This window comes from Microcoleus sp. BR0-C5 (assembly GCF_036705045.1).
Lineage (GTDB): Bacteria > Cyanobacteriota > Cyanobacteriia > Cyanobacteriales > Microcoleaceae > Microcoleus.
In genome coordinates this window covers 41,943-55,255 of the sequence record NZ_JAUBTR010000045.1, presented here as the reverse complement: position 1 = coordinate 55,255, position 13,313 = coordinate 41,943, and the positions used below count along the sequence as shown (strand labels likewise).

Below are 13,313 nucleotides of genomic sequence, written 5' to 3'. Positions count from 1 at the left end.
CTGTGGCGCCTGTAGTGCCGGCATAATTGTTACCTGCTAAGTCTTTAATTGCACCGGCAGCAATTTCAACGTAGTAACCAGTGCCGTTAACTAAGTCAATAGTTGGATTAACTGTGACGCTACTACCGCTAACGGTGACATTAGTGGAGGTAACGTTGATAGTTTCCACCACTGAGTTGTCGGAGACTTTCTTGATGACAATATTGCCAGTGCCTTTTTGTACAGCTTCACTCAAGGTGACGACTAAGTTAGCAGCAACTGCAACACTGGTGGCGTTGTCTGCGGGGGTGAAGGTGGCTGTCGGGGCTGTGGTGTCAGCTACTGTCCAGTTGACGCTACCCGTCAGTGTAGCATTGTTGCTATTGCCACTGGTATCGGCTGCAACAGTACCCGTTCCTTCATCCAACTTCCAATAACCTATCAACCCAGCAGAGGGACTGATAGATATATCCTTGTTGGCTTGAATTTCAGCTTGAGTACGGGCAAGGTTCCACACTCGAACTTCGTCTATTTGACCATTATAATTGGTTCCACTTACCTCCTCATTGCTACCAATTCGGACATTGTAAATATTGGTAGAAAAAATGGCACTGCCGACGTTTGATTGGGCGTTCAGAACACCATCAATATATAGGAGTACGTTAGTACCATCGTAAACGGCTCCTACATGATGCCATTGACCGTCGTTGACGTTTGCAGTTCCATTAACGTACTTAACTCCTGTAGAGGAGTTGAAAGCGAACTCCAGACTGTTTGAGGTTGATGATCTCGCCAGCCGCCACGCCGAATTTCCTTTAGCAATAATCGCTTCCCAAGCAGAGGTAAAATTAGGTTTTATCCAGGCTTCAACGGTTAGGCGATTGGTGGCAATGTTGAAATTTGGGTGACTCGGAAGACCGACGTAACCTCCGTTGAGATTAAGGGCCGTGTCTTTCGGAGCAAAAACACCGTCATAGGTTGCCATCGCTTCGCTGGACAAGGCAAGGGAAGCTTCAATTGAACCGGTGGTTTTTTCCAATTCCCAATCCCCACCGAGTGCTGCATTACCGGTCTTGTTGGTGGATGCTGCCACATCTGCCCCTGTGATTTCGCTGAGGCGTTTTACGAAGGTTGCTCCAACTTCTCCGGCTGCTACATCGCATCCATAAAGTAGAATATCCCCATTTGCTGTCAGCGCACTTCCCCACTGTTTTATCTGAGCGCTAAAATTTTCTAGGTTATTGTCATTGAGTATGTCAGCACCTAGTTTTAAACTGCCTTCGCTGCCGTGAGAAACTATATGAACTGCTTCAATATCTTTTTGATCTGCCAATGCGTTAGTAATTTGGTCGATCGCGCTGGAATTTTCATTTAAAATCACAATTTGAGCGGGATCGATGCCTTGGATCAGGCTTTGATAATCTTGTACAGAGGAGTCAACGAAAATAATTTGCTTGTTCGCGGTTGGTACGTTCATAATTACTGACATCCTTGATATCTATGGTTTACATCCAAGTCTGGTCGGGGTTGAAACCCGGGTCTCGCTTAAGTCCTCGCTATGAGGACTGAATAATTTATTAGTCCTATTGATCTAATAAATCTGGCTGTAAAATTATTAGCCCGTTCCGCTGGAGCATTAAATAAATAATCTGGAAACATCAAAGGCGTTGCGCCGAATTAGTAGCTCGATGCTATCCATCAATACTTCGGACAGTTTTTTAACGGCCCCGTAAGCCTTACAGAGCAAGCCCTGCCCTTTTTAACGCATTTTAGGAAACTTAGCGCTGGACTTAAACCTTGAAATAATAGTCCACCATATAGCTAGTATGGGTTTCGGACACTCGATTAGATATAAAACTGTCCGAAGTATTGATCCATAATCCAAGCGAGGTTTCTGACACAGCAGATAACTTTGGCTTCGGGAAATAGTTCCCGAATTAATGGCAATTTGCTGCATCACAGGCGATTGGGGTCGGAGATCACTTCTGGATCAGTTGGCGGGTGGTAATAAGCTGTGTCCGTTTTTGTTCAGGGGAAATGAAGGCGGAAAACTCATTGTCTTCGCTCACGGCTGACAGCATTCGATCGACTTGCACCCCCAACAGGGGAAGTCATAGGGCTGTGAAACCGGCGATTTTGTCGTAGTAGTGCAGCCAGTAAAGTAGAGCCTGAGCGGGGTAGTCCTGATATGAAGTGGGCTTTCACTGGTCTGGCGTGGGAATGGGTGTCTTAAACTTAGATGCAACTTAAATATATCATACTAAAGACATATCTTTTATAGCATATTTTTATTTAGCATTTCGCAACACAACCTGCAGGTTTACGATATCATTACAACCTAGACATATAGCAATCCGATCTGATTCGCAAAAAATAACGACCTCCTTGTCTTGCTAGAGTCCTTGTTTAACAAAAATTTCAGGATTTCCATATCTAGCACATCAATTAGGATTGCTATAGTGGCTTAACTTTCCCTATCTCTATCATTGCTTCCGGCCTCTGCCTTTATAAGTCGGAAAAGTCGGATCGTAAAGTCGGAAAAGTCGGATATTTGCCATGAGTAGATAATAAGGTTTACGATATCTTTACAATCTAGACATCGCTGGGTTAATTACTTAGGTATTTTAACCGCAGATATCAAGGGATATACGCGGATATACGCAGATGAAGAGATGTTATTTAATAAGTTCTTCTAGCGAGGGAAAAAGCAATTTTTCATCGTTGATTTTCTGGCAATCACAAGGCTGTTGAATAGCGGAAATAGCGGAGACATTACCTAGCAGCAAACGCATACTTTCAATTAATAGCGGGAGAGTCAATATAACGATCGCCCCGGACACCAGCAAGCTAATCAAGCCATCAGCCCAATTCCAGTGCAGCCACGCTACGGCGATCGCAGCTAAAATTACTCCAACCGACGAAAAAATATCGGCGACTGCGTGCAGAAACGCGCTTTTGAGGTTCAAGTCGCCGTGACAGCAGGAATGCAAGCAACAAGCATTAATCGAGTTGATGCTTAAACCGACTATGGCGGTAATTAACATCGGGAGCCCTTCTACTTCGGGAGTTGGGGACTGCAAACGGCCGATCGACTCGGCGGCAATCCAAAGGGCGATCGCCACTAAACTGATACTATTAATTAAAGCAGCAATGATTTCTCCACGGGCGGGCAGGATGCCCACCCCACAATCAAATTCACTGTTTGTGGAACAGGCATCTTGCCTGTTCTTAAGAATAGTACCCGAACTCAATTCGATCGCACAATCTACGGATTTACTTCTGTTTTTAAGTGACGAGTACCAAGTCGCTGTCAAAGTTATTGCTAAAGCTGCTACATCTGAAAAAACGTGACCCGCATCTGCTAATAGGGACAAACTATGAGAATTAAGTGCGGCGATTAACTCTGCTACAAAAAAGCTGCTAAGCAGTACCAATGCTGTTTGTAAAAGTCGCACTTTGCCAATTCTGGGATTTGTATTCTCGCATTGTGCGATATCCTTGGCGTTTTCCGAGTCAAAATTGTCCCTAACTAGAAATGTCATGCAGCAGTCCTTAAGGTTAAACTCGATTTTAAATTAAACATTAAATTAACTATCAATGACCGATTATATACCAAATCCGCACCAAGATCCGGAAAATTCGATCGCAAATTCCCCAAATTCTCAAATAAACGATCGTCCAATTAGCGACAATCAGCCAAATATTTTAACAGGCGAATCTTTGGTTGATTTGCGGAAGTACGATCAATCAAAGTTCGATCGAGGAAAGCCTACTTGGCTAATTTTGGTTTGGTGGTTCGTGCAGGCGATCGCATTTCCCCTCACTCCACACCCTTTTAATCGCATCAGAAGCTGGTTGTTGCGGTTATTTGGAGCGAAAATAGGTCGGGGTGTGATCATTCGCCCTACGGCTCGTTTTACCTATCCTTGGAAAATTGCAATCGGCGATTACAGTTGGATCGGAGATGATGTTGTATTGTACAGTCTCGATCGAATTGCGATCGGCAAACACTGCGTCATTTCTCAAAAAAGCTACCTCTGCACCGGCACTCATGACCCTCAAGACCCAGCCTTTGGCTTAATAACAGCATCTATTATCATTAATAACGGCGTTTGGATTGCCGCCGACTGCTTCATTGGCCCTGGTGTCGAAATCGGTGCTAACGCCTTAATCGGATCTCGCAGCAGCGTCTTTAAAAATATGCCTGCAGGCTTTATTTGCACAGGAACACCTTGTCGTCCCCGCTGTCAGCGAGAAATTAACCAAAGTTCGTAAGCTGTTGCGGCCTTTAAATTGTATTTCAAAAAAAATCAAAGTCTTGTGGGGAGTAGGGGTTGGGCGTCCCGCCCGCCCTGAATATACAATTTAAATGCGCGACAGATTAAGAGACATTGTACCAGGAAACTAAGCAGCTTTACAAGCTTGCTAAAGTCTTGTGGGGAGTAGGGGTTGGGCGTCCCGCCCGCCCTGAATATACAATTTAAATGCGCGACAGATTAAGAGACATTGCACCGGGAAACTAAGCAGCTTTACAAGCTTGCTGCCGAATAGGAATTTCAATGACAAATTCTATTCCCTTTCCTAATCCAGGCTGGCAGTATAATCTGCCCCCATGCTTTTCAACGATAATTTGGTAACTGATAGATAACCCCAACCCAGTTCCTTTACCGATAGGTTTGGTGGTAAAAAAAGGGTCAAATAGTTTCGGTTGTAAACTTTCGCAAACTCCCCGACCGTTGTCACTAATATGAATAGCAACCCAATTCTCGTCAATTACTTTTGTAAAAATTTGAATGCGGTTCTTGTGTTGTTTAATTTCTGCAAAGGAACGCTGCTGATTCGATTCCTCTAAAGCATCAATGGCATTGGAAATAATATTCATGAACACTTGATTTAATTGTCCGGCATGGCATTCTACTGGTGGAAGCTGACCGTACTTTTTTATTAATTCAATCTCAGGATGCTCTGGTTTTGCTTTTAAACGATGATGCAGGATGGTGAGTGTACTATCAATTCCTTCATGAATATTTACAGATTTCACCTCTGCCTCATCTAGGCGAGAAAAGATTCGCATAGACTTGACAATCTCCTGGATGCGCTGCGTTCCTAAGTTGATTGAGTTAAGAACTTTGATAAAATCTTCCTCCACAAATTCCAGTTCTATTTCATCCATTGCTGCTTGAATCCGAGGGGTGGGATTTACATAATCTTCTTGATAGAGATGTATTATTTTTAGTAAGTTATGAGCGTACTCTTGGGCATAACCCAGATTGCCAGAGATAAAATTTATAGGGTTGTTTATTTCATGAGCAATTCCAGCCGCCATTTGCCCTAAGCCGGACATTTTCTCGCTTTGAATTAACTTAAGTTGCAGTTGTTTTAAATCTTCATAGGCTTGGCTAACCTCTAAAACTTTTTGCTCCAATAATGTATTTTTTTCTTCTAAATTCTCAGTTAAAACATGAAGCTTTAAATGCAGCTTGACGCGAGCTAATACTTCCTCCTGTTGGAAGGGTTTGGTAATATAATCTACAGCCCCAAGCTTAAACCCCTCAACTTTATTAGCCGTATCCGAGAGAGCAGTCATAAATATAATGGGAATCTGTTTAGTTTCTGGATTAGCCTGTAATCGACGACAGGTTTCAAATCCATCAATTTCTGGCATCATGACATCTAGCAAGATTAGATCCGGTAGAGCATATTTGACTCGCTCTAGTGCCATTTTGCCAGATTTCGCAACCCGAACTTCAAATCCTTCTTGGCTTAAGGCATCAGATAAGACACCTAAGTTAGCTGAATTGTCATCAACTATAAGAATCGTACCATTTGCTTGAATTTCTGAAGTCATAAACCTTACTTGTAGGACTGAATAAACGTTAAAATCTCTTCGTCTTGAAAGTCCTTTGCCATTTGATGCAATCTTTTAGCAAAGGGAATGTATTGGGGATCTAGTTCTTCAAGTAATACCGCCTGCTTAACTATTTCTAGGAAATTTCCTTTCATAGCCAGCTCGTATAGGATTTCCATTTCTGTAGCAGGCGGTGCAATTAGCTCATTGGTGTCTGAGCCGATCGCCAGTTGAGCTTCATTGGCTTCGTAAAGCCATTCTAACTGAAGATACTGTTGCAATTTTTGCAGGAGCTCCGTTGCCTGAACAGGTTTGGGAATAAAGGCGTTGCCTCCTGCCTCTAAACTTCTGTATTGATCTGTTTCAAATACGCTGGCAGAAGAGACAATAATGATGATGTCTTTGAAATTTTCCGATTCTCGAACCCGCTTAATTAGCTCGAAGCCATCTAGTTCGGGCATTACTAAGTCGGTAACGATTAAATCGGGCTGCACCTCTAGAATTTTTTCCCAGCCTTCGTGCCCATCGTTGGCTTCAAACACCTCAAAGCCGATCGGACTGAGCAAGTTGTTAATTACCGAACGGTTAGCCCATTTGTCATCAATAACCACAATCTTAGGTTGGCGGTCTTTGATGCCGATAATCTGCCCATGATGGTCGATTTGAGACATTTTCACCCATTCATCGGCTTGAGGCAGACTAACATCAAACCAGAAAATACTGCCAACATTCATCTCACTTTGAACCTGAATGGTACTGCCCATTAGTTCTACAATTCTTTGGCTAATTGCCAGTCCTAATCCCGTGCCTTCCGTCTGCCGTTTGCGATCTCCTACCTGCTCGAATGGCTGAAAGATAGCTTGGAGTTGATCGGGTGCAAGGCCGGTGCCTGTATCGCGTATTTCAAAGCGAATTTTTCCTTCTGTTGCAAAACTGACTATAAAAGTAACACTGCCCTCATCCGTAAATTTAATAGCGTTGCTCAAAAGATTAAATAACACTTGTCGCAAGCGTTTTTCATCCGCACGAATACCGATCGGGAGTTCGGGGCTGGATGGAAAATGAAAGTGAATTCCCTTGAGTTCAGCTCGGATGCGACACATTTCTGCGACACCTTGCAGGAACGCCGGAAAATGAAAATCCGTGGGCATTAGTTCGACTTTCTGTGCTTCAATCTTCGACAAATCGAGAATATCATTGATTAAGGTCAGTAAATGCGAACCGCACTGATAAATAACATCAATGCGCGATCGCTCTTCTTCATTCAAGACTTTGGAACGCTGAAGAATCTGCGCGTATCCCATGATGCCATTAAGCGGAGTCCGCAATTCGTGGCTCATGTTAGCAAGGAATTCACTTTTAGCCCGACTAGCTGCTTCTGCGGCTTCCCTGGCTTTTGCCTGTACGATTTCTGTTTGTTTGCGATCCTGGATATCGATGCAAGTGCCAACCCACTCCCGGATGCTGCCATCTTCATTTAGAATTGGCACCCCTCTAGCTTGGAAATAACGATAGTTTCCATCCGTTCCGCGCATTCGATATTCCATCTCAAACAGGCTTCTCGTTTGCACTGCTTCCATCCACACCTGAACTGTTCGTTCGCGATCGTCCGGGTGGATTGTATCTAACCAGCCAAAACCAACCCCCTCAGCTTCCGTTTGTCCGGTGTAAGCTCTCATACTCGGTGAATCCTGGCATCTTCCTTCAGGATCGGTTGTCCAGACAATTTGGGAGATGGCAAGGGTTAGCGATCGATAGCGTTCTTCGCTTTGTTTGATTGCATCTTCGGCAATTTTTCGATCGTGGATATCGCTGGAAGCGCCAACCCACTCCCGGATGCTGCCATCTTCATTCAGAATTGGCACCGCTCTAGCTTGAAAATAACGATAGTTTCCATCTGCTGCTCGGATGCGATATTCCATGTCATACAGGCTTTTCGTTTGCACTGCTTCCATCCAGACCTGATTGGTTCCTTCGCGATCGTCCGGGTGGATTGCATCTAACCAGCCATAACCAACCACTTCGTCTACGGTTTGTCCGGTGTAAGCTCTGAAAGTGGGTAAATCTGGACATCGCCCTTCAGCATCCGTTATCCAGACAAGTTGGGACGTAGCCAGGATTAGCGATCGATAGCGTTCTTCGCTTTGTTTTATAGCATCTTCGGCTTGTTTGCGATCGCTAATATCTCGTGATATGGCGATAATGCCGAGGATATTGCCCTTAGCATCCCGCCAAGGAGTCTTGGTAGTGAAAAAGGTCGCGGTGGTCTCACCCTGAGAGACCTCTTCCTCGTAAGTCTCAGCGATTCCTGTTGTCATCACTTGGCGATCTTTTGCCATAATTGCACGGACACTCTCACTCTCATGCGGTAGGAATTCCCAATCATCTTTGCCGATGATTTCCTCAATGGGCTTACCCATGAAGTTTGCCACATTGGAGTTAACGGCAACATAACGCCCTTCCCGATCTTTAACGACAATGAAGTCTGGTGTACTTTCCAAAATAGAGTTTAGCAGTGCATTACGATCGCGCAACTCTGCTTCCATTTGTTTGCGATCGTTAATGTTTCGTGCTATGGCGATCAGGCCGAGAATATTGCCCTGAGCGTCCCGCCAAGGGGCTTTTGTGGTTAAAAAAGAAGTATTCTCTTTTCCATTGAAAACCTCTTCTTCGTAGGTTTCAGTAATGCCTGCTTCCATGATCTGGCGGTCTTTTGCCATTATTGCAACGGCGGCTGCAGGGGGAAGGAGTTCCGAATCATCTTTACCGATAATTTCCTCAATGGATCTACCGTAAAAGGATTTTGCCACCTCGGAATTAAGGGCAACATATCGGCCTTCCCGGTCTTTAACCACAATTATGTCTGGCGTACTTTCCAAAATAGAGCTCAGCAAGACGTTGCGATCGCGCAGCGCAGCTTGCTGTTGGCGCAGATCTGCTTCAGCTTGTTTGCGATCGTTAATGTTTCGTGCTATGGCGATAATACCGAGAATATTGCCCTGAGCGTCCCGCCAAGTGGCTTTTGTGGTTAAAAAATGATTGCTGGTCTCACCATTAGAAATTTCTTCTTCGTAGGTTTCAGTAGTGCCTGCTTCCATAATCTCGCGGTCTTTTGCCATTATTGGAACGGCGGCCTCCGGGGGCATCAGTTCCGAATCATCTTTACCCACAATCTCCTCTATGGGTTTACCGTCAAAGAAGGAGTTTGCCACAAAAGAATTAAGGGCAACATATCGGCCTTCCCGGTCTTTAACCACAATTATGTCTGGCGTACTTTCCAAAATAGAGCTCAGCAAGACGTTGCGATCACGCAGAGCTTCTTCAGCTTGGAAGCGATCGGTAATATCTGTATTAGCCCCAACCCATTCCCGAATTGAACCATCCGCGTTCAGAATTGGTACACCACGACAACTCATGTAGCGATATTCGCCGTCATAGCGACGCATACGAAATTCAACTTCATAGAACGATCGATTGGCAAAAGCAGTTAACCAGGCAGTGGCCATAGACGAGCGATCGTCTGGATGGATAGCGTTGATCCCACCCCCTCCCTTGTAATCATCAAATGTCTGTCCTGTAAATGCACTCCAAGTAGGTTGCTCGATCGCCATTTCGCCGTCGGCATTGCAGTTCCAAATAATTTGAGCACTGGCTTCCATCAAAGAACGAAACCGTTCTTCACTTTGTTTGAGGACATCTTCTGCGGTTTTGCGATCGCGAATATCCCGCGTAATAGTGGCAATCCCTAAAGGTTCATTAGTCTCTGGATGTTTGACCAGAAATAGGGTGTAATCTACCAGGATGGGTTGACCTGTGACGAAATGTCTGAAGCGGAAATCACTCCGCCAACTTCCCTCTTGCATTAGAGTAGGCAGAACACGCTGCTGTACGAAGTCCAAATCTTCTGCCATGAAGAAGTCGTTAATGTGTTTGGTTCTGGCTTCGTCCAAACTACTGAGTCCCACCAAATCCAGACCAGCCTGATTCAGTAGCATCGGGCGACCATCCATTGAGGAAACGCCAATAAAGTCACGGCTGTTCTCGATCGTGGTAGCAAGTAATTGCCGTTCTTCCTCTGCTTTTTTGCGATCGCGAATATCCCGCACAATAGTGGAGATAAACTCTACTTCACCCGCTTCGGTTTTGTGAACGATCAAAACCTGGGAGACTGGAATTTCTTCCCCATCGCGTGACAAAAATAGGATTTCACCAGCCCACCTACCATCTCGGAAGGCGGTTGGAATTATTTCGTTGTGGAAGTTTGCTTTTGCCGAGGGAGCTAATACAGAATCTATACTAAACGGAGATCGTGCTTCCTCTGGGGACATCCCCAGCATTTCCTGTCCGGCTTTGTTGAGATAGACACTATGCCCAGTCACATCCACAACTCCTACTAAGTCGGAAGTTGCTTCCAAAATTGCCGTCAGTCGTGCCTGCTTTTGTTCTGCCCGCTTGCGATCGGTAATTTCAATTACAATCCCACCAAGACCAAAAACGATGCCATTTTCATCCAACAAAGGATAGTAAGATGCTTGCCAGTAGCGCAGGATGCCCGGTTCTTTCGGCGTTTCACCCACTAATTCATAGTCGAGAATGGGCTTGCCTGTATCCAGAATGCCTTGCAGCATCGGTTCCACAGTCGGAGCCAATTCTGGCAGCACTTCACGCACTGACCTACCAATATGGTCTGCCACACAAACGCCATTGGTCTGGGCCAGAACTTCGTTAATTTGGACATACCGGAGTTGGCGGTCAAAAATCAGCATTCCGGCGTTGGCACCTGCAAAAAAAGCCTCGAAGTGAGCCTGTCGCAATGCCTGTGCTGTTGTGCTCTCTTGCTGTGGCGGTTGGGTTTTCTCTGTTGGGAATTTGGTCATGTTGGCTCGTGCATTTCAGCTATAATTCTAGAACTTCTTTCTAATTACGCGATCGCAAGGTTTTCGTTTACTCCAATTTTGGTACTGAAGAAACGTTCAGTAGCGTGACCATTAGGCTTTTAATCTGCGATATATGTAGCCCTTGCGACACTATTTTCGTTAATTTTTCGGATCTATCGCCAAGTATTTCTATTTCTCATCAATTCTATTGCTAATCCATCCTATCGGTAGAACATTGCTGACAACTTAAGCTCGGGAAGCATTGGTCAATCAGCAATTATGCTCAGCATTTACTCAGGTTTTGGGTGGAGAACTTAGATTTGCGCGATCGAGGAATCATCTCTAGCACCATATTTATGCCCACCTACCCCCAAATCGCTAATTTTCCACTCCTAAACAAGCAGTATTTTAAGTAAAATTACGGATTGACAAATGCAATTAAGTTATTATATTCCAATCCCCCATGTCGCTAGAATGCCAAGTATTCTTGGAACGTTATCAATTTTAGCTAGATTGGTTAAATTTTCACTTAGATATACACAAAACGGACGCAACTGGCAGAGTAATAGCAATATCTCTCCCACCAGTTAAAGTCATTGTAATACTTGGATATTTGACTTGTCCACTTAAAGAGTCATTGAATAATCCCTGATTAAGTTGATAACGGGACTTCAAAAAAAATTAGTGGAGAGTATGATAAACTAGAATCGAGTTAATGTTGACTAAAGTTACTAGAGTGATAACTTTAATAATAGATGAGTCGGCTCTCCTATCGCGAAAAAGTGGCACACTAACCGCAGGCCTGCGAAGACCAGGTATCCGAAAAATTGGCAATAAGGATAACTGCGTAAGCTGTTACGCATTTAAATTGGAAATTCGGGACAGGCTAGAAGCCCGTCCCACAAGAGTTTTATTGATTTTTGACACACAGTTTAAATGTAGAACAGCTTAGTATCAGAAAATACATATCTATGTAACGACTTCACTTTTTTTACTCTAAAAACAGGTTAAAATTTATGATAACGAGCTCAGTAGTTTATTTTTACATTGGGCACTGAGAACTTTATTTTTTACTACTACCATTAAAAAATGACCACACAAAAAACCTTATTGCCTGAATTTAAAGTGAATACAATACCCGAAGAAGTATTAACACAGATATCGCAAATATTTACCGCTACCCTATTTAAAATAGGTGAAAATCCTGTATCCTTGCAGTCACTGGTGGAACTAATAGTGTTGTTTATGGCTATCCTTGTCATAGCACGCTCTTTTACAAATTTTCTTAAGGAACGCTTGCTCGTCAAACTGGGAATTGACGAGGGCAACCGGGAAGCTATCGCAGTAATTATTGGGTATTTAATAGTAGCTTTGGGGGTGATAGTCGCCATCCAAAGCATCGGCTTCAACCTCGCTTCTTTTGCAGTAGTTGCGGGGGGATTGGGAGTCGGAATTGGCTTCGGAATCCAGGATTTAACAACTAATTTTGTCAGTGGCTTAACGCTGCTTTTAGACAGACCTGTGAAAGTCGGAGACTTTGTGGAATTAGAAGGATTAATGGGAATCGTCAAAAAAATCTCGATTCGATCGACCATCATCCAAACCACTGAGGACTCTAGCGTCATAGTTCCCAACAGCAAAATGATTAGCAACAAAATTGTTAACTGGAGTTATGAAAACTCCCTACTCTGTCTGCGAGTTCCCGTAGAAGTAGCCGAGAATAGTAACCCGCTGTTAGTGACAGAAACTCTGTTAAATATTGCTTACGCGGAAGCAGGAGTTTTGTACGAACCGACTCCGAAAGTATTGTTTGTCGAGTTTGGTGATGATAGTTTTAAATTTGAACTTTTAGTTTGGACGGACAAGCCGACTGAAAGAGAATTAATTAAAAGTTCTTTGAATTTTGCAATTGAATACAATTTTCGCCAGCAGGAAATCGAATTTCCGTTCAATGACAGAGAAATTTATTTGCAAAACCCCGAAGTTCTGTTGTCAATGTTCAACAAAAAAGAAACTGCAATTGACCTCCCGAACAGTTACTCGAAAAATGAGGAAAAACCGCCAATTTTTGCCGAGAAACTGAAAAATCCATCGTCCCTTAGCTGTTTGCTACGAGAGGTGGAATACTTTGAAAACCTGACTGACCTTGAATTGCGGCAATTGATTGAAGTTGGATACCGCAAACGGCTGCGATCGCAAGAATATTTGTTTCACGAAAACGACCCAGGAGATGCTTTTTACATGATTCTTTCAGGTTCAGTAGAAGTTTTTGTAGAAGCTATTGACAAACATCTGAATTACCTCGGTAGTGGTCAGTTTTTCGGAGAACTTTCTTTGATGTTGGGAATCCCCAGAACTGCTTCGGTGAGAGCTTTGGAAGAAACAATTTTGTTTGCCATCAATAAAGAAGGTTTCCAGAAAGTTTTAACTGAACGACCGGATTTATCTGAACAGATCATTAAAGAAATAGTCAAACACAAAGAAGAACTCCGCGAGAGACAGAAATTATTGCGAGAAATGGAATTGGTAGATGCAGCAGAAGAGGATGAAAATCCAGTAGAATGGGTGAGAAAACGGCTAAAAAATCTATTTAGTGTTTGAAATAATTT

At 43.7% G+C, this 13,313-nt stretch carries 6 protein-coding genes; 2 read left to right on the top strand and 4 right to left on the bottom strand.

What is annotated here, in order from left to right:
- Both QUB08_RS20530 and QUB08_RS20525 read right to left on the bottom strand, forming a co-directional pair.
- Positions 1–1,456 (bottom strand): DUF4347 domain-containing protein (locus QUB08_RS20530; protein ID WP_333226600.1); only part of this gene is annotated, 1,456 nt, incomplete at its 3' end.
- A 1,198-nt stretch (positions 1,457–2,654) separates the two neighbouring features.
- Positions 2,655–3,521 carry a cation diffusion facilitator family transporter gene (locus QUB08_RS20525; protein ID WP_333226598.1) on the bottom strand — a complete coding sequence of 289 codons (867 nt, stop codon included), beginning with the start codon at positions 3,519–3,521 and terminating at the stop codon, positions 2,655–2,657.
- Positions 3,522–3,576: 55 nt separating this feature from the next.
- Here QUB08_RS20525 and hpsU point away from each other — a divergent pair, with 55 nt between their 5' ends.
- Positions 3,577–4,254 (top strand): hormogonium polysaccharide biosynthesis acetyltransferase HpsU, encoded by a 678-nt coding sequence (hpsU, locus tag QUB08_RS20520; RefSeq protein WP_333226596.1) that lies wholly within the window; start codon positions 3,577–3,579, stop codon positions 4,252–4,254.
- A 244-nt stretch (positions 4,255–4,498) separates the two neighbouring features.
- Here hpsU and QUB08_RS20515 read toward each other — a convergent pair whose 3' ends face one another.
- Positions 4,499–5,827 carry a response regulator gene (locus QUB08_RS20515; RefSeq protein WP_333226595.1) on the bottom strand — a complete coding sequence of 443 codons (1,329 nt, stop codon included), beginning with the start codon at positions 5,825–5,827 and terminating at the stop codon, positions 4,499–4,501.
- A gap of 5 nt (positions 5,828–5,832) precedes the next feature.
- On the bottom strand, positions 5,833–10,704 hold the full coding sequence (locus QUB08_RS20510; protein ID WP_333226593.1) for a PAS domain S-box protein: 4,872 nt from the start codon (positions 10,702–10,704) through the stop codon (positions 5,833–5,835).
- Between the two features lie 1,089 nt (positions 10,705–11,793).
- On the opposite strand from QUB08_RS20510, the gene QUB08_RS20505 reads away from it, so the two are divergent.
- Positions 11,794–13,305: a mechanosensitive ion channel domain-containing protein gene (locus QUB08_RS20505; protein WP_333226591.1), complete on the top strand. Its 1,512-nt coding sequence runs from the start codon at positions 11,794–11,796 to the stop codon at positions 13,303–13,305.
- The last annotated feature ends 8 nt before the right edge of the window (positions 13,306–13,313 follow it).